Here is a 24,345-nt window from a genome sequence, read left to right on the forward strand (position 1 = left end):
TCAACAGCGGTAAGGTTCGCCTAAGCTTGTGATCACTGACACGGAGACGTCCCATGCCACAACTTCTGCTCGCCTCCGGCTCCCCGCGTCGCCGGGAATTGCTGACCCAGGTCGGCGTGCCGTTCACCACGCTCGCCGCTGATATCGACGAAACCCCGCTTGACCACGAAACCCCGGCCGCCTACGTCGAGCGTCTTGCCCGTGGCAAGGCCGATGCTGGTCTGTTGCAACTGGCCAATGACCCTGCGTACCCCACCGCCTGCGTGCTCGGCGCCGACACCGCCGTGGTGCTCGATGGCCGCATCCTCGGCAAACCCGTCGATGAGGCGGACGCCCTGGCCATGCTCGCCGCCCTGTCCAACCGCGAACACGAAGTGCTGACCGCCATCGCCGTGGTCGACGAGCAACACTGCGAGACTCGCGTGATCACCAGCCGCGTGCGTTTCCGCGCGATTTCCACTGAAGATGCCCGCGCCTACTGGGCCAGTGGCGAGCCGTGCGACAAGGCTGGCAGCTACGGGATTCAAGGACTGGGCGCCGTGTTCGTGGAACATCTGAGCGGCAGTTATTCCGCAGTGGTCGGCCTGCCTTTGTGCGAAACCGCAGAAATCCTGCAGCGTTTCGGCATACCCTGTTGGCAATGCCTGGAAGGTAACAAGCCATGAGTGAAGAGATTCTGATCAACATCACGCCGATGGAGTCGCGCGTGGCCGTCGTCGAGAACGGTGTGTTGCAAGAGGTTCACGTCGAGCGGACCCAGCGTCGGGGGATCGTCGGCAACATCTACAAAGGCAAGGTCGTGCGGGTGCTGCCCGGCATGCAGGCGGCGTTCATTGACATCGGCCTGGACCGCGCCGCGTTCATTCACGCCTCGGAAATTTCCATGCGTGAAGGCCCGGCCGTGGAGACCATCAGCTCGCTGGTCCACGAGGGCCAGAGCCTGGTGGTGCAAGTCACCAAGGACCCCATCGGCAGCAAGGGCGCGCGCCTGACCACTCAGCTGTCCATTCCGTCGCGCTACCTTGTGTACATGCCGCGCACCGCCCACGTCGGCATTTCCCTGAAGATCGAAGACGAAGCCGAGCGCGAGCGCTTGAAGCAGGTGGTCACTGACTGCGTGGCCAAGGAAGGGATCAAGGAGAAGGGCGGGTTCATCCTGCGCACAGCCGCCGAAGGCGCCGGCGCCGATGAAATCATGATGGACATCCGCTACCTGCGCCGCCTGTGGGATCAGATCAGCGAGCAGATCAAGACCATCAGCCCGGCCAGCGTCATCTACGAAGACCTGGGCCTGGCCCTGCGCACCCTGCGGGATCTGGTCAGCCCCCGCACCGAGAAGATTCGCATCGACTCGCGGGAAACCTTCCAGAAGACCACTCAGTTCGTGGCCGAACTGATGCCGGAAATCGCCGACCGCCTCGAACACTATCCCGGCGAGCGTCCGATCTTCGACCTCTACGGTGTCGAGGACGAAATCCAGCGCGCCCTGGAGCGCAAGGTGCCGCTCAAGTCCGGTGGGTATCTGGTGATCGACCCGGCGGAGGCGATGACCACCATCGACGTGAATACCGGCGCGTTCGTCGGCCATCGCAACCTTGAAGAAACCATCTTCAAGACCAACCTGGAAGCCGCCACCGCGATTGCCCGCCAGCTGCGCCTGCGCAATCTGGGCGGCATCATCATCATCGACTTCATCGACATGGAAGACGGCGAGCATCAGCGGCAGGTGCTGCGTACGCTGGAAAAACAGCTGGAGCGTGATCACGCCAAGACCAACATCATTGGTATCACGGAGCTTGGGCTGGTGCAGATGACGCGCAAGCGCACCCGCGAAAGCCTTGAGCAGGTGCTGTGCGAGCCCTGCAGCAGTTGCCAGGGTCGGGGCAAGCTGAAAACCCCTGAAACCATTTGCTACGAGATTTTCCGGGAGATTCTGCGCGAAGCTCGTGCCTATCAGGCGCTGGGGTATCGGGTGCTGGCCAACCAGAAAGTGGTGGATCGCCTGCTCGACGAAGAGTCGGGTAATGTGGCGGAACTCGAGGTATTCATCGGCCGTACCATCCGTTTTCAGGTCGAAACCATGTATTCCCAGGAACAATATGACGTCGTGCTGCTCTGATCTGGCTCAAAACGTTTCTTGAAAGAATACCGAGCCCTCAGGGGCCGCAGGCATGGATGCCCTCCACAGAGATTGCTGCGTGACAAATGAGCAAAACCCGGACATACCCGCAACCGCACCAGTGAGCCGGATGCCATTTGTAGTCTCTGTGCACGGAGGCCCGGTGGCATGGAGCGTATGACGCGATTCTTCGCGGCCCTGACCCGTTGGGGCCTAAGCCTGTGCGCGCTGTTCGTGGTGCTGGTCGCGCTGTACGTCAGCGTGGGGCGGCAGTTGGTGCCGATGGTGGCCGAGTACCGCGCCGACGTTGAAGTCAAGGCGCAGGCCGCCGTGGGCATGCCGGTCAATATCGGGCGCCTGGAAGGCAGCTGGAGCGGCTTTGCCCCTGTATTCGTGGCACGCGACGTGATGGTCGGGCAGGGCGCAGGTACCGTCCGCCTGGACCAGGTTCGGGCAGTGCCGGACCTGTGGGCCAGCCTCAAGGCGCGTCAGGTGCGCCTCGCCCGTCTGGAAGTGGACGGCCTGCAGTTGTCGCTCAAAGAGGACAAGGACGGCCACTGGGCACTGCAAGGGCTGCCCGTGCAGGACGACAAGCCGTTCGACCCCGAGCAGGCCCTGACCCAGATGCGCATGGTGTCGCAGCTGTCGCTGTTCGACAGCCAGATCACCCTGCAACCCTACGAGCAATCCCCGCTGACCCTGACCTACGTCAGCATGACCCTGCGCACCGGCAGCTATCACCAGCGCCTTGACGCACGAGTGACGCTGCCGGATGGCCAGCCGCTGTCGCTCAACGTGCGCTCGAAGATCCGCGCCAGCGCCTGGCGTGACGCCGAGGCCGAGGCGTACCTGAGCGTGCCCCAGAGCGACTGGTCCAAATGGCTGCCCAAGAGCCTGGTCGGCGACTTGCACATCAAGACCCTCAAGGCCGGTGGCGAATTCTGGCTGACCTGGGGCAAGGGCAACCTGCAAACCGCTGTCGCCCGGGTCAACGCCCCGCAGTTCAAGGGAGCTTACGCGGATCGCAAGTCGTCGAAGCTGGACAACCTGGCGCTCAATGCCTGGTTCCAGCGCAGCGACACGGGTTTCAGCGTGGCCCTGGATTCGCTGGCAATGGACATCGCCAGCAAGCGCTGGGAAAGCCGGGTGCAACTGACACAGACTGCGGCAACGTCTGACAGCGAAGAGCTGTGGCACGTACAGGCCGACCGGCTGGATCTGACACCGGTCACGCCGCTGCTCGATTCCCTGGCCCCTCTGCCGGACAAGCTCATGGTGGTGCTCGATCACCTGAACGTCACCGGCGGCCTGCGCAACGTGCTGCTCGACTACCGTCCCAAGGCCGAAGGTGCCAGGCGCCTGGGCTTTGCGGCGAATCTGGACAAGGTCGGCTTCGACGCCTACCACGGCGCGCCCGCGGCAGGAAACGTCAGCGGCGCCATCAGCGGTGACCTGGGCGGCGGCGAGCTGCGCCTGAACACCGACGATTTCATGCTGCACCTGGACCCGATCTTCAAGAACGCCTGGAATTACCGCCACGCCGATGCACGCCTGACCTGGGCGCTGGACGATCAGGGTTTCACGCTGATTGCGCCGTACATCAAGGTGCTGGGGGATGAGGGCAAGATCGCCGCCGATTTCCTGATTCGCCTGCATTTCGACCACGATCAGGAAGACTACATGGACCTGCGCGTCGGGCTGGTGGATGCCGACGGTCGCTACACCGGCAAATACCTGCCCGCCGTGCTGAGCCCGGCGCTGGATCACTGGTTGCGCACGGCCATTGTGAAGGGCGACGTCGAGCAGAGCTTTTTCCAGTACCAGGGCTCGATCAACCACGATGCGCCGGATGTGGCGCGGGTCATCAGCCTGTTCTTCAAGGTGCATAACGCCACCCTGGACTTCCAGCCTGGCTGGCCACAACTGACCGGCGTGGACGGCAACGTGTTCGTCGAGAACAGCGGCGTGCGGATCCGCGCCAACAAGGGCCAGTTGCTCGACACCCAGGTGCGCAACGTGGCCGTGGACGTGCCCCACGTGCCGTCCGGCCAGCCCAGCCACCTGCTGGTGGACGGCGATTTCAACGGCAGCCTGCAGGACGGCATGAAGATCCTCCAGGAAGCGCCCATCGGCACCGGCCAGACCTTTGCCGGCTGGCAGGCCGAAGGGCCGCTGCAAGGCCACATCAATCTGGACGTGCCGCTGGTCAAGGGCCAGGAGCCCAAGGTTGCGGTGGACTTCAACACCGACAGCGCGCACCTCAAGCTGCCTGAGCCGGAGCTGGACCTGACCCAGCTCAAGGGCAACTTCCGCTTCGACTACAACAAGGGCCTGAGCGGCAAGAACATCAAGGCCATGGCCTTCGACAAGCCGCTGAACGCGGAAATTTTCGCCGAAGGCAAACCCGGTGCGCTGGTTACCCGGATCGCTGCCAGCAGCCAGATCGCTACCAAGCGCCTGACCGACTGGCTGGGCGTCACCCAGCCATTGCCGGTGTCCGGTGACCTGCCGTATCAGTTGCAGTTGACGCTCAACGGCGCCGACAGCCAGTTGCAGATCAACTCCAGCCTCAAGGGCGTGACGGTCGATCTGCCTGCGCCGTTTGGCAAGGCGGCCGACGACACCCTCGACACCGACTTCCGCATGAACCTGCAAGGCGCCGAGCGGCGTATCGGCGTGGGCTACGGCAATCTGGCGAATTTTGCCTTCGCGGCACCCGCCGGCAAGTTCGCCGACGGGCGTGGCGAGTTGTTTCTGGGTGAAGGCGGGGCGGTAGTGCCGGATGCCAAGGGCCTGCGTGTGCGCGGTTCGCTGTCCGAGCTCGATATCGCGCCCTGGCAGGCGATGGCGCAACGCTACGCCGGCAATGACCCAGGCGGCAGCGCCAAGCAGTTGCTCAGCAGCGTCGATCTGCAGATCGGCAAGCTGACCGCCATGGGCACGACCCTGGATCAGGCTGGCGTTCAGCTCAAGCGCAACGAAGCCAGCTGGAGCCTGGCCCTGGACAGCGCCAAAATCAAGGGCTCGGCGACCTTGCCGGACAGCAAGGCCACGCCGGTCGATATCAATCTGCTTTACGTGCGCCTGCCAGCGCCGGACCCGAACGCCGCCGTGGTGGAAAACGCCCCGGATCCGCTGGCAGACGTCGATCCGCACAACATTCCGGCGATGAACATCAAGATCACCCAGCTGTTCCAGGGCGATCAACTGATGGGCGCCTGGTCGCTCAAGGCGCGCCCGACGGCCAATGGCATCCAGTTGTCGGACATGGACCTGGGCCTCAAGGGCATCTCCCTGGTCGGCAATGGCGGCTGGGAAGGCACGCCGGGCTCGACCAGCAGTTGGTTCAAGGGCCAGGTGGCGGGCAAGAACCTGGCCGACGTGCTGAAAGCCTGGGGCTTTGCACCGACCGTCACCAGCCAGTCGTTCGAGATGAACGCCGATGGCCGCTGGCCCGGTTCGCCTGCCTGGGTGGGCTTGAAGCGCTATTCCGGCAGCCTGGATGCGACCTTGAAAAACGGTCAGTTCGTGGAAGTCGAGGGCGGCGCCCAGGCGTTGCGGGTGTTTGGCCTGCTCAACTTCAACTCCATCGGGCGGCGCCTGCGCCTGGACTTCTCGGACCTGCTGAGCAAGGGTTTGAGCTATGACCGGGTCAAAGGGCTGCTGGTGGCCAGCGATGGCGTCTACGTGACCCGCGACCCGATCACCATGATCGGGCCGTCGAGCAATCTGGAGCTCAACGGCACGCTGGACATGGTCCGCGACCGGGTCGATGCGAAGCTGCTGGTGACGTTGCCGGTGACCAACAACCTGCCGATTGCCGCGCTGATCGTCGGCGCGCCAGCCATTGGCGGGGCACTGTTTCTGGTCGACAAGCTGCTGGGTGATCGCGTCGCGCGCTTCGCCAGCGTGCAATACAAGGTCGAAGGCCCGTGGAAAGAGCCTAAAATCACCTTCGACAAGCCGTTCGAGAAACCACAGTAAGGCCAGACCAGGCCAGGCGCCTGTAGGAGCGCGCTTGCCCGCGATTACAGTGGGTCAGCTACACATGTGTTGGCTGAAACGACGCCATCGCGGGCAAGCGCGCTCCTACGGGACCGAGGCGACACCGGATTCCTCCGGCACCCCGGTTCCCGGTGCGCGCTCTTGGGGCTGTCTTGGAGTACAGTGCAGTTCTATCGATCAAGGAGCGTTCAATGTCCTTCGCTGTGATTCAGATGGTCAGCCAGAGCGATGTCCAGGCCAATCTGGCCCGCGCCCGGGCGCTGCTGGAACAGGCTGCCGCATCGGGTGCCAGGCTTGCCGTGCTCCCCGAGAACTTCACGGCCATGGGCCGGCGTGACGTCGCTGCCATCGGTCGCGCCGAAGCCCTGGGCGAAGGACCTATCCTGCCATGGTTGAAACTCGCCGCCCGTGACCTCAAGTTATGGATAGTCGCCGGGACATTGCCGCTGCCGCCCCAGGGCCAGCCAGACGGCAAGGTCACGGCGTGCTCGTTGCTGATCGACGATCAGGGCCAGCAGGTGGCGCGCTACGACAAGCTGCATCTGTTCGATGTGGACGTGGCCGACGCCCGTGGCCGCTATCGCGAATCCGACGACTACGCCCACGGCAACAACGTGGTGGTGGCCGATACACCCGTGGGCAAGCTGGGTCTGACCGTGTGTTACGACCTGCGCTTTCCCGAGTTGTACACAGCCCTGCGAGAAGCCGGGGCCGAATTGATTACCGCGCCGTCGGCCTTTACCGCCGTGACAGGCGCGGCGCACTGGGAAATCCTGCTGCGCGCGCGTGCCATCGAAACCCAGTGCTATGTGCTGGCGGCCGCGCAGGGCGGGGTTCATCCGGGGCCAAGGGAAACATTTGGGCACGCAGCGATCATAGATCCATGGGGCCGCGTGCTGGCCGAGCAGGCACAGGGTGAAGCCGTGCTGTTGGGCCAACGAGACAGTGAAGAGCAAGCGTCCATACGGGCGCGGATGCCGGTTACCAACCACCGGCGATTTTTTTCGCAGGACGCCTTGCGGCCTGCCAATACCCCGGAGTGAATATGAGCGACTTGTCCTCTGTCAGCGAACACCTTCTGGCGCCAGGCGGCCTGAGCATCGACAGCCTGCAATCGGTGCTGGGGGAGCTTGCCGGTCCCGGGATCGACGCTGCCGACCTGTATTTCCAGGGCCAGATTTCCGAGTCCTGGGCGCTGGAAGACGGCATCGTCAAGGAAGGCAGTTTCAATCTTGATCAGGGCGTCGGCGTGCGTGCGCAATCGGGTGAGAAAACCGGTTTTGCCTACAGCAACGCAATCACCCCTGAGGCCCTGAGCCAGGCCGCCCGTGCGGCCCGCTCGATCTCCCGCGCCGGGCAGAACGGCCGCGTGCAGGCCTTCACCACCCAGGACGTGGCTCAGCTCTACGCGCCGGACAACCCGCTGGAAGTCATGACCCGCGCCGAAAAGGTCGAGCTGCTCAAGCGCGTCGATGCCGCCACCCGCGCCCTGGACCCGCGCATCCAGCAGGTTTCGGTGAGCATGGCCGGGGTCTGGGAGCGCATCCTGGTCGCCTCCACCGATGGCGGCCTGGCCGCTGACGTGCGCCCGCTGGTGCGCTTCAACGTCAGCGTGATCGTCGAGCAGAACGGCCGTCGTGAGCGCGGCGGCCACGGCGGCGGCGGGCGTACCGATTACCGTTATTTCCTCCAGGAAGACCGCGCCATGGGCTATGCCCGCGAAGCGCTGCGTCAGGCGCTGGTCAATCTGGAAGCGATTCCGGCCCCGGCTGGCACGCTGCCAGTGGTGCTGGGTTCCGGCTGGTCCGGTGTGCTGCTGCACGAAGCCGTGGGCCACGGCCTGGAAGGCGACTTCAACCGCAAGGGCAGCTCGGCCTACAGCGGGCGCATGGGCGAAATGGTTGCTTCCAAGCTCTGCACCATCGTCGATGACGGCAGCCTGGCCGGGCGTCGCGGCTCGCTGAGCGTGGACGACGAAGGTACGCCGACCGAATGCACCACCCTGATCGAGAACGGCGTGCTCAAGGGCTACATGCAGGACAAGCTCAACGCCCGCCTGATGGGCGTGGCCCGTACTGGTAACGGCCGTCGCGAGTCCTATGCGCACTTGCCGATGCCGCGCATGACCAACACCTACATGCTGGGCGGCCAGAGCGATCCGGCGGAAATCATCGCGTCGGTGAAGAAGGGCATCTACTGCGCCAACCTCGGCGGTGGTCAGGTCGATATCACCAGCGGCAAATTCGTGTTCTCCACCAGCGAAGCCTACCTGATCGAAGACGGCAAGATCACCGCGCCGGTCAAGGGCGCGACGCTGATCGGCAACGGTCCGGAGTGCATGAGCCGGGTGTCGATGGTCGGTAACGACCTGTCGCTGGACAGCGGCGTGGGAACGTGCGGCAAGGACGGGCAGTCAGTGCCGGTAGGTGTGGGTCAGCCGACGCTGAAGATCGATGCGATCACAGTGGGTGGTACGGGCGGGTAAGGAGCTATATCAGGCACCTGTGGGAGCGAGCTTGCTCGCGAAGGCGGTGTGTCATTTTCAGACTTGGTATCTGACACGCCGCCTTCGCGGGCCAGCCCGCTCCCACAGGGGAGGAAGGCTGCGAAGCGGGTTTAACGCAACCCGCGCTTGGTTTCGTCCAGGTCGCGGATGTATTTGAAGATTTTACGGGACGCGGTAGGTGCCTTGTTCTGCTTGGCTTCGTGCTGGGCCTGACGGATCAGCGAACGCAGTTGCTGGCGGTCGGCATCGGGGTATTCGACCACGAACTGCTCAAGCGTCTCGTCGGTGCCGCCGGTCAGGCGATCACGCCAGCGTTCCAGGTTGTGGAAACGCTCGTTGTATTGACGCGTGGAGGCATCGAGCTGATCGAGCAGGACCAGGATTTCATCCAGGTTCTGGTCGCGCATCAGCCGGCCAATGAAGGAAATGTGGCGTTTGCGCGCGATATGCGCGGTGTGCTTGGGAGCATCGGCCAGTGCGCGACGCAATTCGTCGGTCAGAGGCAGCTTGGCCAGCACATCGGGTTTGAATGTCGTCAAGCGTTCACCCAGATCCACCAGAGCGGCGAGCTCTCGTTTGACCTGGGATTTGCTTTTCTCTCCGTCGAAGGAGTCGTCGTAAGAATCAACCATGGGGGCCGTCCGCAAATAAACGCCGCCATGATAACCAGTCAGGGACCAATTGTCCGGCCCGGCTGCCGAAATCGGAATTTGATGGAGTAAGTCATGAGTGCATCAGAAAGCGTCGGCCCACAGGCTTTGCCAGCCCTGCAGCAGCAGGTCGAGCAGATCGTCGCCGAAGCCAAACGCCAAGGCGCGAGTGCCTGTGAAGTCGCTGTGTCGCTTGAGCAGGGGCTGTCGACGTCGGTTCGCCAGCGCGAAGTCGAAACCGTCGAGTTCAACCGTGACCAGGGTTTTGGCATCACCTTGTATGTGGGCCACCGCAAAGGCTCGGCCAGCACCTCGGCCAGCGGCCCGGATGCCATTCGCGAAACCGTCGCGGCGGCACTGGCCATCGCCAAACACACCTCCGAAGACGAAAGCTCGGGCCTGGCCGATGCCGCGCTGATGGCCCGGGAACAACCGGATTTCGACCTGTTCCACCCCTGGGACATCACGCCTGAGCAGGCCATCGAGAAGGCGTTGATCTGCGAAGCGGCGGCATTCGACGCCGACAGCCGGATCAAGAACGCCGATGGCACCACCCTGAACGTGCATCAGGGCTGCCGCGTGTACGGCAACAGCCACGGCTTCATCGGCGGTTATGCATCGACGCGTCATAGCCTCAGTTGCGTGATGATCGCCGAAAAAGACGGCCAGATGCAGCGCGATTACTGGTACGACGTGAACCGTCAGGGCGAGCTGCTGATGGACGCCAGACTGATCGGCAAGAAGGCCGCGGAGCGCGCCGCGAGCCGCCTTGGCGCCCGCCCGGTGCCGACCTGCGAGGTGCCGGTGCTGTTTTCGGCGGAACTGGCGGGCGGGCTGTTCGGCAGTTTCCTGGGGGCGATTTCCGGCGGCAACCTGTACCGCAAGTCGTCGTTCCTCGAAGGCGCCATGGGCCAGCGGCTGTTCCCGGAGTGGATGACCATCGACGAACGCCCACACCTGATGCGCGCCATGGGCAGCGCGGCGTTCGACGGTGATGGCCTGGCGACCTACGCCAAGCCGTTCGTCGAAAACGGCGATCTGGTGTCCTACATCCTCAGCACTTACTCGGGCCGCAAGCTGGGCCTGCCAAGCACCGCCAACGCCGGCGGCGTGCACAACCTGTTCGTGTCCCACGGCACCGAAGACCAGGCCGCGCTGATCCGTCGCATGGGCCGTGGCCTGCTGGTCACCGAGCTGATGGGCAGCGGCCTGAACATGGTCACCGGTGACTATTCCCGAGGCGCGGCGGGTTACTGGGTCGAGAACGGCGAGATCCAGTTCGCCGTCCAGGAAGTGACCATTGCCGGCAACATGCGCGACATGTTCAAGCAGATCGTCGCCGTTGGCAGCGATCTGGAGATGCGCAGCAACATTCGCACGGGGTCTGTGCTGATCGAGAAGATGATGGTGGCGGGAAGCTGAATTCCCCCGTTAACGCAGTAACCCAAAGGCCTGCCCCGGATTCGGTGCAGGCCTTTTTCTTTGCCCGCAATTCTGAAACCGCCAAACGTCCTGTAGGAGTGAGCTTGCTCGCGATAGCGGTGTGGCATTCAGGCATGAGGCATCTGACACGACGCTATCGCGAGCAAGCTCACTCCTACAGGGTTGCGGTGTAACCAACGCAATGTCGGGGTTGTTTTGATTCTTAAACTCATTTAATAATGAATATCATTCGCTAAATGAGCCCGGGGTCATGAGCACTGTCCTCCAAGAATCGCCTTACCTGGAAAACTGGCGCGCGCTGAGTTTGCGCGTGCGCTGCGCCGTGGCGCCGGACGAGCCGCGGGGCATCGAGCATTACTTGGCCGAAGGCCGGTATCTGGCGCGCTTCACGGCCACCCCGCAGACCCTCATCGCCGAAAGCACCTTCCGCCTGCTGCTCGACACCGCCCGTGACACCGCGTTGCCCTGGCACTGGCGCTGCCTGTGCCTGGATCAGGCATGGCGCCCGTTGCGCGACCTCAAGGTGCTCGCCCACAGCAATCATCAACGCCAACGCTGGCAGGCCTTCGCCCATCAACTGGCGACCTGCGTGTTGCAGCCCTCGATTTCTCTCGCTGAACTGATGCAAGGATCTCTTGATGAGTAATACCCGTATTGAACGCGACAGCATGGGCGAGTTGCAGGTCCCGACCGAGGCCCTGTATGGCGCGCAGACCCAGCGTGCGGTGAACAACTTCCCGATCAGCCAGCTGCGCATGCCGGCCCAGTTCGTCCGTGCGTTGCTGCTGGCCAAGTCCGCTGCCGCCCAGGCCAACCTCGAACTCAAGCAGATCAGCGAAGGCCAGAGCAAAGCCATCGTCACCGCCTGCAAGGAACTGCTGTCAGGCGACTACATGGCGCATTTTCCGGTGGACGTGTTCCAGACCGGCTCCGGCACCAGCACCAACATGAACGCCAACGAGGTGATCGCGACCCTCGCCAGCCGTGTGCTGGGCGAGCCGGTGAATGCCAACGATCACGTCAACTGCGGCCAGAGCAGCAACGACATCATCCCGACCACCATCCACGTCAGCGCCGCGCTGGCGATCCATGAGCAGCTGTTGCCGGCGCTGGCGCACCTGATCCAGGTCACCGAGCGCAAGGCCGAACAGGTTCACTCGTTCGTCAAGACCGGCCGCACGCACCTGATGGACGCCATGCCGGTGCGCATGAGCCAGGTCCTCAACGGCTGGGCGCAACAGCTCAAGGCCAACGTCGAACACATCGAGAACCTGCTGCCCAGCCTTCAGGCGCTGGCTCAGGGCGGCACCGCCGTGGGCACCGGCATCAATGCTCACCCTGAATTCGCTTCGCGCTTTGCCGGCCATCTGAGTCGCCTGAGCGAAGTCGGCTTCGTGCCGGGCAAGGACCTGTTCGCGCTGATCGGCTCGCAAGACACCGCCGTTGCAGTCTCCGGCCAGCTCAAGGCCACTGCCGTGTCCCTGATGAAAATCGCCAACGACCTGCGCTGGATGAACTCCGGCCCCCTGGCAGGCCTTGGCGAGATCGAACTGGAAGCCCTGCAGCCGGGCTCCTCGATCATGCCAGGCAAGGTCAACCCGGTGATTCCGGAAGCCACCGCCATGGTTGCCGCGCAAGTCATCGGCAACGATGCGGCGATCACCGTCGCGGGGCAGTCGGGCAACTTCGAGCTGAACGTGATGCTGCCGATCATCGCCCACAACCTGCTGCAAAGCATCGAGCTGCTGGCCAACTCCAGCCGCCTGCTGGCGGACAAGGCCATCGCCACCTTCAAGGTCAGCGAAGCCAAGCTCAAGGAAGCCTTGTCGCGCAACCCGATTCTGGTCACCGCGCTGAACCCGATCATCGGCTACCAGAAGGCTGCGCACATCGCCAAGACCGCCTACAGCGAAGGTCGGCCGATCATCGACGTGGCCCTTGAGCACACCGAGCTTGATCGCGCCCAGCTGGAAACCCTGCTCAACCCGGAAAAACTCACTGCCGGCGGGATCTGACCCGCCGTCGCCACCACCCACGCACCGTCTCAGGAGACGCGCCATGGAGCATTGGAAAAGCACCATTCTCAAAGGCAATAGCTGTTTCAACCGTGGCGACCTGATCGACGCACGCGAGCTGTACCTGCAAGCGCTGGCGCTGGCCCAGGTGCTGCTCGAGCGCTGGAGCGACCCGGACGAGGCGGTGGCGGCGTTCGTGATTTCCCACCACAACCTGGCGGACCTGCACCTGAGCCTCAATCAACCGGAGGAGAGCGCCGAGTACCTGTGCTCGGCGCACCAGCGGCTGTTGCAGGTGATCCAGAACCAGCGCCTGAGCGCGGGCTTGCGTCAGGCCGCGTTCCGCCACAGCAACAAGACCTACAGCGAACTGTTGGGCTTCATCAACGAACACGGTGAATACCCACGCACCCATCGCCTGCTCAACAGCAGCGGCGAACACTCACGCTCGGCGCTACAGCGCAACGCCGCTGCCGCCGGCACCTTGTCCTTCGGAGTCCATTGATATGCCGTATACCTTGCCTGCCTTGCCATACGCCTACGATGCCCTTGAGCCGCACATCGATGCGCAGACCATGGAAATCCATTACACCAAGCACCACCAGACCTACATCAACAACCTCAATGCCGCTGTTGACGGCACCGAGTACGCCGAGTGGCCCATCGAGAAACTGGTGGCCAGCGTCGGCCAGCTTCCTGAAAAACTGCGTCCGGCGGTGATCAACCAGGGCGGCGGTCACGCCAACCACTCGCTGTTCTGGGAAGTGATGAGCCCTAAAGGCGGCGGTCTGCCGACGGGTGCGCTGGCCAAGGCCATCGATGAGCAACTGGGCGGCATCGAAGCGTTCAAGGACGCCTTCACCAAGGCTGCGCTGACCCGTTTCGGCAGCGGCTGGGCCTGGCTGAGCGTTACTCCCCAGAAAAAACTGGTCGTGGAAAGCAGCGGCAACCAGGACAGCCCGTTGATGAACGGCAACACGCCGATCCTCGGCCTGGACGTCTGGGAGCACGCCTACTACCTGCGCTACCAGAACCGTCGCCCGGAATACATCGCCGCCTTCTACAACGTCGTCAACTGGGACGAAGTGGCCAAGCGTTACAGCGCTGCGATTTCTTGAATTCACAACAATAAGCAGGCGATCTATGCGCTCGGAATTCCTCACTATCGGCAGCGTCAGGCTGTTGCGTCTGGCCTTGGGTTCATTTTTGCTGTTGGCCGGCACAGGGCTGCTGATTGCCCAGGGTTTGTCCTGGTTGAGCCTGGAACCCAGGATGCTTCGAGCGCTGGAAGGCGGTGCGATGTGCGCCTTGGGCACGGCTCTGGGCGCGGTGCCGGTGCTGGTGATCCGGGGGATGCCGGTGGCGGTGGCCGACGCATTGCTGGGATTCGGCGCAGGCATCATGCTCGCCGCCACGGCCTTTTCCCTGATCGTGCCGGGCCTGGGCGCTGCCCAAGGCCTGGGCTTTACCCCATGGGGCGCAGGTGCCTTGGTCAGTGCCGGCATTCTTGCTGGCGCCGTGGGGCTGTTCATCGTCGACACCCTGGTGTCTCAGGGGCCGCACTTATCGGACGTGGCCGAAAAACCGGCCATTCCCTCGAATATCTGGCTGTTTGTCATCGCCATCATTGCTCACAACATTCCGGAAGGCATGGCGGTGGGCGTGTCGGCGGGCGGCGGCCTGGCCCACGCCGACAGCCTGGCGATGGGTATCGCCTTGCAGGACGTACCCGAAGGGCTGGTGATTGCACTGGTGCTGGCGGCGGCGGGCATGTCCCGGCTCAACGCCTTTCTGATCGGCGCGGCTTCCGGGCTGGTGGAGCCGGTGTTTGCCGTGCTGTGCGCCTGGCTCGTTGAAGTCGCCGCGATGTTGCTGCCGGTGGGCCTGGCGATGGCGGCCGGTGCGATGTTGTTGGTGGTGGTGCACGAAATCATCCCCGAGTCCCGCCGCAACGGCCACGACAAGATCGCCAGCTTCGGGCTGCTGGTGGGGTTCTGCCTGATGATGGTGATGGATACTGCATTGGCTTGATTGCGCCACAACACTTGTAGGAGTGAGCTTGCTCGCGATTGCGGTGTGTCAGATATCCATTCAGGGACAGACACGCCGCTATCGCGAGCAAGCTCACTCCTACAGGGTTTGCGTCTCAGGTAAGAAAAACCCTTATAATCGCGCGCCTATTCCATTGTGATGCGAGATCCATCGTGAGCTTACCGCCGTGCCCCAAATGCAATTCCGAGTACACCTACGAAGACGGCGCCCAGCTCGTCTGCCCGGAATGCGCCCATGAGTGGTCCGCCAACGGCGCGGCTGACGCGGACGATGATGTGAAAATCATCAAGGATGCGGTAGGCAACACGCTGCAGGACGGCGACACGGTGACCGTCATCAAGGACCTGAAGGTCAAGGGCTCGTCCCTGGTGGTCAAGGTCGGCACCAAGGTCAAGAACATCCGCCTGGTCGATGGCGACCACGACATCGATTGCAAGATCGACGGGATTGGCGCGATGAAGCTCAAGTCCGAGTTCGTGAAGAAGGGCTAATGCTTTGCGTAGCAGCACGGCTTGCCGGCGGGGGCGTCCTCAAGAATGTCCCCGCCGGCAAGCCGTGCTGCTACGGGTCAGTGTGCAATCCTCAAATCGGCAGGTTGATCCCGAAGGTATTCACGCCCTGTTCGCTGCGGGCGAAGACCGTGCCGCCGTGCATCAGCGCAATGGCCTTGACGATCGCCAGTCCCAGCCCGTGATTCCCCCCGCTGTTGGTGCGTGAAGCATCGACCCGGTAAAAGCGCTCGAATAGCTTGGGCAGGTGCTCGCCGGAAATCTGCGCGCCAGGGTTGGCGACGCCGATGCTCACATGATGACCTTCGTCGCTGATGTCCACGTGAATGGTCTGCCCAGGCAAGGTGTGCTGCACGGCGTTGTGCACCAGATTGATCAGCGCGCGTCGCAAGTGCGCTTTCTCGATGGGTGCACAGGCGTCGCCCCGGACCTCGACCTGAACCTGTGCGTCTTCCAGAATGAAATCCAGGTAATCCAGGGTTTTCGCCACTTCCCCGGCCAGGGATGCCTGGGTCAGTTCCGTAGCCTTGCTGCCCTGATCGGCGCTGGCCAGGAACAGCATGTCGTTGATGATCGAGCGCAGCCGTTCCAGTTCTTCCAGGTTTGATTGCAGCACCTCGAAATAATGCTCCGCCGAACGTCCCCGCGTCAGCGCCACCTGCGTCTGGCCGATCAGGTTGGTCAGCGGCGAGCGCAGTTCATGGGCGACGTCGGCGTTGAACCCTTCCAGTCGCGCATAGGCCTGCTCGACCCGCTCCAGCGTCGAGTTGAACGAGGTGACGAACTGGTCCAGTTCAGGCGGCAGTGCAGACAACTGCAAACGGCCGGACAGCCTGGGAGGTGCCAGTTTGCGCGCTTCCAGCGACAGGGCGTACAGCGGTTTCAGACCGATCCGCGTCACCCAGTAACCCAATGCCGACGCCAGAGCGATGCCAATCGCCGCCAGGCTGATGAGCGCGATCAGCAGCGAGTGCTGGGCTTGGCGGAACGTCTCGGTGTCAATGGCGGTAAGGAATCGCAGGGGCGGGCGCTGATCCTTGGCCGGGAATTCGCTGACCAGCACCTTGAACGGGTAATCGTGATCGCTCAGCAAAAGGTCGCGCATGCCCAATGGTCCACGGGCGAATTCGCGGATAGCAGGGCCGGGGTTACCGAACTCGTAAGAGGGATTGTCGCTGACGACCCAGAATCGCAACCGCTTGTCTTCCTCGCTGAGCAGCTTGAGCTTGGTGCTGAGTTTGCCCCAGTGCTCAAGATCACCGAAACGCTGCACCTGTGATTCCAGCACGCTGTAACGGGCATCGACTTCAGCCTGAGGCAGCAACCCAAGGTTCTTGCCCACCTGCAGGTAGAGCGCCCAGCCGATCAGCAGGAACACCAGCAGCGCCACCAGGGCAAACAGGCCGGACAGGCGCAGGGCGATGGAGTTGCTAGACACGACGGCTCTCCAGCACATACCCCATGCCGCGGATGGTGTGCAGCAGTTTCTGCTCGAACGGGCCGTCGAGCTTGGCCCGCAGGCGCTTGATCGCCACCTCGACCACGTTGGCGTCACTGTCGAAATTGATGTCCCAGACCATCTCGGCAATCGAGGTTTTCGAGAGGATTTCCCCGTGGCGCCGCGCCAGCACGCTGAGCAGCGAAAACTCCTTGGCGGTCAGGTCCAGGCGAGCGCCCGCACGGGTGGCCTTGCGGCTGATCAGGTCGATCCACAGGTCGGCGATGCTGATCTGCACCGGCTCGTGGCCGCCGCTGCGGCGGGTCAGGGCCTGCAGGCGCGCCACCAGTTCCAGGAATGAAAACGGCTTGCCCAGGTAGTCGTCGGCGCCCTCGCGCAGGCCGCGAATACGGTCGTCGACGTTTTCCCGCGCGGTGAGCATGATCACCGGCGTCTGCTTGCGCGCGCGCAGGGCCCGCAGCACGCCGTAGCCGTCCAGGCCGGGCAGCATGACGTCGAGGATGATCACCCCGTACTCGCCTTCCAGCGCCATGTGCAGGCCTTCGATGCCATCGCGCGCGACATCGGTGGTGTAACCCTGTTCGGTGAGGCCGCGATGCAGGTAGTCGGCGGTCTTCTCTTCGTCTTCGATAATCAGGACACGCATGGGTGCACTCTCAATTCTCTGGTGCTCACTTCTCTGATGCTCACTTTTCAGTCACCAGCAGGGCGGCAGGCTTCTTGCCGGCTGAGGGCGCTGTCGGGGTGGCGGTCGGGTGCCTGCGATGGAAAATCCGCTCCAGTTGCAGGTAAATGACCGGCGTCGTGAACAGTGTCAGTGCCTGGCTCACCAGCAATCCGCCCACCACCGCAATCCCCAGTGGCTGACGCAACTCTGCCCCCACACCATAGCCGAGCATCAGCGGCAAGGCACCGAGCAATGCCGCCAGAGTGGTCATGATGATCGGGCGGAAGCGCGTCAGGCACGCCTCGTAAATCGCATCCTGTGGCGACAGGCCGCGATGGCGCTGACCCTCCAGGGCAAAGTCCACCAGCAGGATGCCGTTCTTCTTGACGATGCCGATCAGCAACACGATACCGATCAGGCCCATGATCGAGAAATCCTGGCCCATCAGCCACAGCAGCAACAGCGCGCCGATACCGGCCGAAGGCAAGGTGGAGATGATCGTCAGCGGGTGCACGAAGCTTTCGTACAGCACGCCCAGAATGATGTACACCGCCACCAGTGCCGCGAGGATCAGCCACGGCTGGTTGGCCAGCGAACTCTGGAAGGCCTGGGCCGCGCCCTGGAAGTTGCCGATGATCGAGGCCGGCATGCCGATCTCGTTCTTGGCCTGATCGAGCAACTGCACCGCATCGCCCAGAGCCACGCCTGCCGACAGGTTGAACGACAGGTTGGCCGCCGGGAACATGCCGTCGTGGCTGATCGACAGCGGCCCCATCTTCGGCGCGCCGACCTTGGCCAGTGCCGACAGCGGCACCATCTCGTTGGTGAGCGGCGAGCGCAGGTAGAAGTAGTTCAGGCTCTCGGCCTTGCCGCGTTGCGACGGGTCGAGTTCGAGAATGACTTTGTACTGGTTGATGTCGGTCTGGTATTCGTTGATCTGCCGCTGGCCGAAGGCGTCGTACAGCGCCTGGTCGACGTCGGCGGTGGTCAGCCCGAAGCGCGCGGCGGCGCTGCGGTCGATGTCCAGGTGAGTCACGCTGCCGCCCAGTTGCAGGTCGTTGGACAGGTCGCGGAACGCCGGGATGGTCTTGAGTTTTTCCGTGAGCTTTTGTGTCCACTCGTTGAGCAGGGCGCCGTTGTTGCTCTTGAGCACGTACTGATACTGGGCGCGGCTCGGGCCGGAACTCAGGTTGATGTCTTGCCCGGCCCGCAGGTACAGGACGATGCCGGGGATCTTCGCAAGCTTGGGCCTGATCCGGTCGATGAACTGGCTGGCGGTCACGTCGCGGTCGCCACGGTCTTTCAGCGCGATCCACACCCGGCCGTTGGCGATGGTCTGGTTGCTGCCGCTCACGCCCACCGAGTGCGAGAAGGCTTTGACGGCCGGGTCTTCGCCGATGATCTTCGCCAGTTGCTTGTGCTTCTCGACCATGTCCGGGTAGGAAATATCGGCAGCCGCTTCACTGGTGCCCAGCACCATGCCGGTGTCCTGAACGGGAAAGAAACCCTTGGGAATCAGCACGTAGCCGGCCACCGCCAGCACCAAAGTCAGACCAAAGACGCCCAGCATCAGGCGCTGATGAGCCAGGGCGTAGCGCACGCCACGGGCATAACGGGCGAGCAGTTTTTCGCCAAAGCCCGGGTTGGCGTGGGCATCGTGCTTGGGTGCGCGCATGAACAGCGCGGCCAGGGTCGGCGCCAGGGTCAGTGAAACGACCACCGAGATCAGAATCGTCGAGGTCGCCGTCAGTGCGAACTCCTTGAACAGTCGCCCGACCACGCCACCCATGAACAGCAATGGGATGAACGCCGCCACCAGTGAAAAGCTGATCGACACCACGGTAAAGCCGATCTCGCCCGCGCCCTTGATCGCCGCGTCGCGCATGCTTTCGCCGGCTTCCAGGTGTCGGTGGATGTTCTCCACCACGACGATGGCGTCGTCGACCACAAAGCCGACGGCCACCACAATCGCTACGAGCGTCAGGTTGTTGAGGCTGAACCCCAGCACATACATCAGGGCGAAACTGGCGACCAGCGACACCCCCAGCACGGCGGTCACGATCAGGGTTGCCGAGAGCTGGCGCAGGAACAGCGCCATGACCGCGATGACCAGCCCGATGGCGATCAGCAGGGTCATTTCCACTTCATGCAGCGAGGCACGAATGGTTTTGGTGCGATCGCTCAGCACCGAGACATCCACCGAGGCCGGGAGCATTTCCTGCAGGCGTGGCAGCTCACCGAGCACGCGGTCCACGGTCTCGACGATGTTCGCGCCGGGCTGGCGGAACACCACGATGTTCACGCCCTGCTGATCGCCGGACCAGGCATTGACGTAGGCGTTTTCCGAGCCGTCGATGACCTTCGCCACATCACGCAGGTGAACGGGGGCGCCGTCTTTGTAGGAAACGATCAACTGATCGTAGTCCTTGGCCTGGAACAACTGATCGTTGGAGGCGAGGGTGGACACGCTGTCCTTGCCGTACAGCGCACCCTTTGCCAGATTGAGGCTGGTCTGCTGCAATGCGCCGCGGAGGTCCGCGAGGGTCAGCCCGATGGACGCGAGTTTTTCCGGCGCCGCCTGCACGCGAATGGCCGGACGCCGCTGACCGGTGATCGCGACCTGGCCGACGCCGTTGATCTGGCTCAACTGACGGGCCAGCAGGGATTCGGTGACGTCACTCAGTTCCGTGGCCGGCATCAGGTTGGAACTGACGCTGAGGATCAACACCGGGCTGTCGGCGGGGTTGACCTTGCGCCAGGTCGGCGCGGTCGGAAGGTCTGCGGGCAGTCGGCCCGAGGCGGTGTTGATCGCCGCCTGAACCTCCTGCGCTGCGGTGTCGATGCTCTTGTTCAGCACGAATTGCAGGGTCAGGTTGGTCGAGCCCAGGGCGCTGCTGGACGTCATCTGGGTCATGCCGGGGATGGCGCTGAACTGCACTTCAAGCGGCGTCGCTACCGAAGACGCCATGGTCTCCGGGCTGGCGCCGGGCAAGGTGGCGCTGACCTGAATGGTCGGAAATTCCGCCTCGGGCAACGGCGCCACGGGCAGGCGAGGAAAGGCGATGCAACCCAGCAGCACCAGGGCGAAGGTCAGCAGCACGGTGGCAATCGGGTGATTTACACACCACGCGGAAATCGAGCCATGGCCTTTCATTTCGAGGCCTCGGCGGTGCTGGCATCGGCCAGCGTATCAACATCGCCCGGCTTGACCACCTCGATGTGCGCGCCGTTCTTCAGGCGCGACTGACCATCACTGACCAGTACGTCGTTGGCGCTGACGCCGCTGATCAGCATCAGGTCGCTGTCCTGATACAGCACTTTGACCGGCACCACCTCGACCTTGTCGCCCTGGACGCGGTAGACGAAATGCTGATCGATACCGCGCTGCACCACTTGCGGCGGCACCTTCAGCGCGTTGCGGTCGATGGCCGTTTGAATCCGCACGTTGACCAACTGGCCGGGCCAGAGTTTTTCGGCGGCGTTTTCGAACACTGCCTTGGCGCGGATGGTGCCAGTGGTGGCCGCGACCTGGTTGTCGATCAGCGTCAACGTGCCTTCGCCCAGCGGCGCGCCATTGCCTGCTTCGCCCACATAGGCGTTGACCTTGGCCGGTGCAGGGGAGGCGAGCAAGTCGTGCAGGGTGGGGAGCATTTGCTGTGGCAGGGAAAACTCCACGGATATCGGGTCAATCTGGGTCACTGAAAACAGCCCCGTCGCATCGCTGACGCGCAGGAAGTTGCCCTCATCGACATTGCGAATGCCGACGCGGCCCGTCACCGGCGAGCGAATCTGGGTGTAGGACAGTTGCACCTGCGATGCGTTGATCGACGCCTGGTTACCCTGCACCGTGGCCTTGAGCTGATTGACCAGAGCCTGTTGCTGGTCGTATTGCTGTTTGGAGATGCTGTTGTCGACAGTCAGCAGCTTGTAGCGATTGAGGTCCACTTGTGCCACGTCCAGTTGCGCCTGGCTCTGGCTCAATTGCGCCTTGGTCTGTTCCAGGGCTGCGCGAATGGCGCGGTCATCGATGGTGGCCAGCAGATCCCCGGCCTTGACCTGTTGCCCTTCCTTGACCAGCAGCCTGGTCAGGATGCCATCCACCTGGGTACGAATCACCACGCTTTGCAGCGACAGCACCGAGCCGATGCCGGTCACGTAGCGCGGCACGTCCTTCTGCTCGACATGAATCACCTGAACCGGCACTGCGGCCGGGGCGCTGACTTTCTTCTCGGCGGGGCGGGTCGCCATCCAGATACCCACTGCGATGAGTGCGAGTAACGCAGTGACGGCCATCACGGATTTTCTTTGTTTGTGCATACAGGGAAAACGCCAGCAGAGAGGTGGAAACCGGAGAATCGAGAGCCTCCTTTATAAACCCTGGACCCGGTCAGCAAAATGACTGCTACCTGTCAATATTGTCAGGTGAACAAGAGCAGAGGATGGAGGTGGATAAAGAAAGGGCGAGGGAGGGCGATACAGAGGAAAGGGCTGCCGGAATCGGCGGGACAGATGTCACTGATAGTGAAAAATCCTACAAGGGATACCGCACTTTCTGGTCGACCTTTCCTAACTCGACTTAACTGTTACTTACAAGTCTTCACTGCGGAGTATGGCGATGAGAACTAAAAAGACAGCTTCTGTGTTTTTTTCAATCGCATTCATCGGGGCCGGTGTGCTCGCCGCGCCGATGGCATGGGCGGTGGACAACGCCCTGATGTTCCACGGAGGACTCGTCAATGCCACCTGTGAAACCCAACTGGCCGAGCCTGGCGATTCGTCCGCGCAGCTCAAGCCGCTCAAGGTCAATGCAAACCTGACCCTGCGCCTGGTCAGCCATGACGACGCCTGCGGTAAAGCCGCCTTGCCACTTTCGGTCGCTTACGCAGAGCGCAGTTCGATCACCGCCGACGGCCATGGCACCATCGTCACCCTGACCTACCAGTAACCCGCCCGCGAAGCTCATCCACCCGCGCAGAAACCGCCTCGACCGCTCCAGGTCCAGGCGGTTTTTTTGTGCCGGAATTAAAGGCTTGAGCGCGTTGCTGCCTACAAACGAGCTGCACAACCTGCCTGACTCTTTTTTTTGAGGGTTTTGTGCAATGCCACGCCGCTTGTGGGCTGTAGGGAATGCCGAGCATGTCCTACGGAAATTCCCTACATGCACCACTGACGTTTCTGCAGGCACAAGGTAGATAGCCTGACATCCGCGAATTGGCCCGCCGCTTATAGTTCTCGCCGTCCTCTGGGGCACACACGAATTGACACAAGGAACGTTGTTAACATGAAAACCCTCTCTCTTTCTCTGGCTGTCGTGGCTGCAATCGGCCTGAGCGTAGCGTCCACTGCCAACGCTGCGAACAACGGCAAACTCATCCTCAACGGCACCCTGACCAACATGACCTGTGACGTTGGCGCGGGCACCGGCGTAAGCCCGGGCACCAACCCTGGCGAGATCAACGTCGATCTGGGCAACGTCTCGTTCTCCGATATCGGTCGTTATGCCGACAACAAACTGGCCACTGCCACGCCGATCCAGTTGCTGGTCAACTGCACGGCAGGTGCTGCGCAGTACAACACGGTCAACATGCGCTTCGTCGCGCGTCAGGGCAGTGGCCTGGATAACCTGGACAACAAACTGCTGCGTACCACCGGTGCTGCCGACGGTGTGGGCATCGGCATGCTCAACTCCTCGTTCCAGCTCATGGACCTGAGCGGTAACGAGACGATCGACACGCCGCTGGTCAAGCAGGGCACCGACGGTGCGACTGCCGAGATCAACTTCGGTGCGGTGTACGTGCTCAACGGCGCGACAACCAATCCGGGAAATGCCGACGGCTTCCTGCCGTTCGTAATGGACTATCAGTGATACCCGGGCGGGGAGGGCACTGCTCGCCCCGCCTGACTACCGATTCGAGGCGACTAGCGCATGTTTTCCAGATTATTTCGTTGCGTGGCGTTCTGGCTCTGGCCAGGGCTGGCATTGACGCTGGCAGCGCCGTCCCAGGCCGGTATCGTGCTCAACACCACGCGGGTGATCTTTCAGGCCTCTGACAAGGAGGCCAGCCTGATGGTGCACAACACCGGTACCGGCGACATCCTCGCTCAGTCATGGCTTGAGGCCGAAGGCACGAATGGCGTTTCCGGCAGTCTGCCGTTTGCCGTCACGCCTGCGCTGGCGCGGATGTCCGGTGATGCCAGGCAACTGATCAGGATTCTCTACTCCGGCGAAGGCCTTGCGAAGGATCGCGAATCGGTGTTCTGGGTCAACGTCCAGGAGATCCCCCAAACCGCCAAGGAGAACCAGTTGCAGGTGGCGATCCGGCAACGCATCAAACTGTTCTACCGCCCCGATGGACTGGACGCCGATCCGCTCAAGGCTGCCCAGGCCTTGCAATGGCAACTGCGCGACGGACATCTGGAGGTCACCAATCCGGGGCCTTATCACGTGTCGTTGATCAAGCTCCAGGCCAGGCGCCATGGGCAGGTGGTGTTCAGCGAGGACAGCCGGATGCTGGCACCGATGCAGCGGTTGCAGTTGCCCCTGAGTTCAGCAGGCACAGGTGCGCCGCTGGACCTGGCTTTCATCAGCATCAACGACTTCGGGGCCCAGGAGCCCTATCACGCCAGCGTCTCTGGTGAGCGATTCATACAGGCCAGCAAGGCCGAACATCGTCCTGACGAGTGAATCGTCGGGATGTTTTCGTTGACCCATTTTTCGAGTCGGAACTGTTTCCGGCTTTGGCGTCGCACGCCTGCGCAACGACTCGGCAGGGTGTCGGCACCCAGGACACGAGTGAAATCAGCTAATGGAACGGCGAAAGAAAAAGACCAGGGGATGTATTTCAAGAACTATTCCGGCCTGCACTCGCAAGAGCAAAAAGGCAGGGTGCAAGGTAGCCACCCGTAGACCGCTGTCCTCC

20 protein-coding genes are annotated in these 24,345 nt (G+C 62.7%); 15 read left to right on the forward strand and 5 right to left on the reverse strand.

Features of this window, described 5'->3' with window-relative positions; genetic code table 11:
* Positions 1-53: 53 nt before the first annotated feature.
* From NPS29_RS17465 to tldD, 5 genes are all read left to right on the forward strand, one after another.
* On the forward strand, positions 54-665 hold the full coding sequence (locus NPS29_RS17465; RefSeq protein WP_274133992.1) for a Maf family protein: 612 nt from the start codon (positions 54-56) through the stop codon (positions 663-665).
* On the forward strand, positions 662-2,119 hold the full coding sequence (rng, locus tag NPS29_RS17470) for a ribonuclease G (protein ID WP_274133993.1): 1,458 nt from the start codon (positions 662-664) through the stop codon (positions 2,117-2,119). Before NPS29_RS17465 ends, rng begins: the two co-directional genes overlap by 4 nt.
* Before the next feature lie 168 nt (positions 2,120-2,287).
* A complete protein-coding gene (locus tag NPS29_RS17475) occupies positions 2,288-6,103 on the forward strand; it encodes a YhdP family protein (protein ID WP_274133994.1) in 3,816 nt (1,271 codons plus the stop codon).
* 212 nt (positions 6,104-6,315) lie between these two features.
* The gene (locus NPS29_RS17480) at positions 6,316-7,167 is read left to right on the forward strand and encodes a carbon-nitrogen hydrolase family protein (RefSeq protein ID WP_274133995.1); all 852 of its coding nucleotides are present in this window, start codon (positions 6,316-6,318) and stop codon (positions 7,165-7,167) included.
* A 2-nt stretch (positions 7,168-7,169) separates the two neighbouring features.
* Entirely contained in the window at positions 7,170-8,609 is a 1,440-nt protein-coding gene (tldD, locus tag NPS29_RS17485; RefSeq protein ID WP_274133996.1) for a metalloprotease TldD, read from the forward strand.
* A gap of 131 nt (positions 8,610-8,740) precedes the next feature.
* Here tldD and yjgA read toward each other — a convergent pair whose 3' ends face one another.
* A complete protein-coding gene (gene yjgA, locus NPS29_RS17490; protein WP_274133997.1) occupies positions 8,741-9,262 on the reverse strand; it encodes a ribosome biogenesis factor YjgA in 522 nt (173 codons plus the stop codon).
* A 93-nt stretch (positions 9,263-9,355) separates the two neighbouring features.
* On the opposite strand from yjgA, the gene pmbA reads away from it, so the two are divergent.
* From pmbA to NPS29_RS17525, 7 genes are all read left to right on the forward strand, one after another.
* Entirely contained in the window at positions 9,356-10,702 is a 1,347-nt protein-coding gene (pmbA, locus tag NPS29_RS17495) for a metalloprotease PmbA (RefSeq protein WP_274133998.1), read from the forward strand.
* Between the two features lie 271 nt (positions 10,703-10,973).
* Positions 10,974-11,369: a FagA protein gene (locus NPS29_RS17500; RefSeq protein WP_274133999.1), complete on the forward strand. Its 396-nt coding sequence runs from the start codon at positions 10,974-10,976 to the stop codon at positions 11,367-11,369.
* On the forward strand, positions 11,362-12,738 hold the full coding sequence (locus NPS29_RS17505; RefSeq protein ID WP_274134000.1) for a class II fumarate hydratase: 1,377 nt from the start codon (positions 11,362-11,364) through the stop codon (positions 12,736-12,738). The genes NPS29_RS17500 and NPS29_RS17505 overlap by 8 nt, the downstream gene beginning before the upstream one ends.
* A gap of 43 nt (positions 12,739-12,781) precedes the next feature.
* Positions 12,782-13,243 (forward strand): hypothetical protein, encoded by a 462-nt coding sequence (locus tag NPS29_RS17510; protein WP_274134001.1) that lies wholly within the window; start codon positions 12,782-12,784, stop codon positions 13,241-13,243.
* Position 13,244: 1 nt separating this feature from the next.
* A complete protein-coding gene (locus tag NPS29_RS17515; RefSeq protein WP_274134002.1) occupies positions 13,245-13,856 on the forward strand; it encodes a superoxide dismutase in 612 nt (203 codons plus the stop codon).
* 25 nt (positions 13,857-13,881) lie between these two features.
* Positions 13,882-14,769 (forward strand): ZIP family metal transporter, encoded by an 888-nt coding sequence (locus NPS29_RS17520; RefSeq protein ID WP_274134003.1) that lies wholly within the window; start codon positions 13,882-13,884, stop codon positions 14,767-14,769.
* A 170-nt stretch (positions 14,770-14,939) separates the two neighbouring features.
* A complete protein-coding gene (locus NPS29_RS17525; RefSeq protein ID WP_274134066.1) occupies positions 14,940-15,281 on the forward strand; it encodes a zinc ribbon domain-containing protein YjdM in 342 nt (113 codons plus the stop codon).
* A gap of 91 nt (positions 15,282-15,372) precedes the next feature.
* On the opposite strand, the gene NPS29_RS17530 is transcribed toward NPS29_RS17525, so the two are convergent.
* Genes NPS29_RS17530 through NPS29_RS17545 form a run of 4 tightly spaced genes read right to left on the reverse strand, consistent with a single transcriptional unit; the run spans position 15,373 to position 21,742 of the window.
* Entirely contained in the window at positions 15,373-16,737 is a 1,365-nt protein-coding gene (locus NPS29_RS17530; protein WP_274134004.1) for a heavy metal sensor histidine kinase, read from the reverse strand.
* Positions 16,730-17,404 carry a heavy metal response regulator transcription factor gene (locus NPS29_RS17535; protein WP_274134005.1) on the reverse strand — a complete coding sequence of 225 codons (675 nt, stop codon included), beginning with the start codon at positions 17,402-17,404 and terminating at the stop codon, positions 16,730-16,732. Before NPS29_RS17535 ends, NPS29_RS17530 begins: the two co-directional genes overlap by 8 nt.
* Before the next feature lie 40 nt (positions 17,405-17,444).
* A complete protein-coding gene (locus NPS29_RS17540) occupies positions 17,445-20,579 on the reverse strand; it encodes a multidrug efflux RND transporter permease subunit (protein WP_274134006.1) in 3,135 nt (1,044 codons plus the stop codon).
* Positions 20,576-21,742 (reverse strand): efflux RND transporter periplasmic adaptor subunit, encoded by a 1,167-nt coding sequence (locus tag NPS29_RS17545; protein ID WP_274134007.1) that lies wholly within the window; start codon positions 21,740-21,742, stop codon positions 20,576-20,578. The genes NPS29_RS17540 and NPS29_RS17545 overlap by 4 nt, the downstream gene beginning before the upstream one ends.
* A gap of 322 nt (positions 21,743-22,064) precedes the next feature.
* Here NPS29_RS17545 and NPS29_RS17550 point away from each other — a divergent pair, with 322 nt between their 5' ends.
* From NPS29_RS17550 to NPS29_RS17560, 3 genes are all read left to right on the forward strand, one after another.
* Entirely contained in the window at positions 22,065-22,370 is a 306-nt protein-coding gene (locus NPS29_RS17550; RefSeq protein ID WP_274134008.1) for a hypothetical protein, read from the forward strand.
* Positions 22,371-22,706: 336 nt separating this feature from the next.
* Entirely contained in the window at positions 22,707-23,291 is a 585-nt protein-coding gene (locus tag NPS29_RS17555) for a fimbrial protein (RefSeq protein ID WP_274134009.1), read from the forward strand.
* Between the two features lie 60 nt (positions 23,292-23,351).
* Positions 23,352-24,110, forward strand: a complete 759-nt coding sequence (locus tag NPS29_RS17560) for a fimbrial biogenesis chaperone (RefSeq protein WP_274134010.1) — start codon at positions 23,352-23,354, stop codon at positions 24,108-24,110.
* Positions 24,111-24,345 lie beyond the last annotated feature (235 nt).

The organism is Pseudomonas putida (assembly GCF_028682175.1).
Lineage (GTDB): Bacteria > Pseudomonadota > Gammaproteobacteria > Pseudomonadales > Pseudomonadaceae > Aquipseudomonas > Aquipseudomonas putida_AD.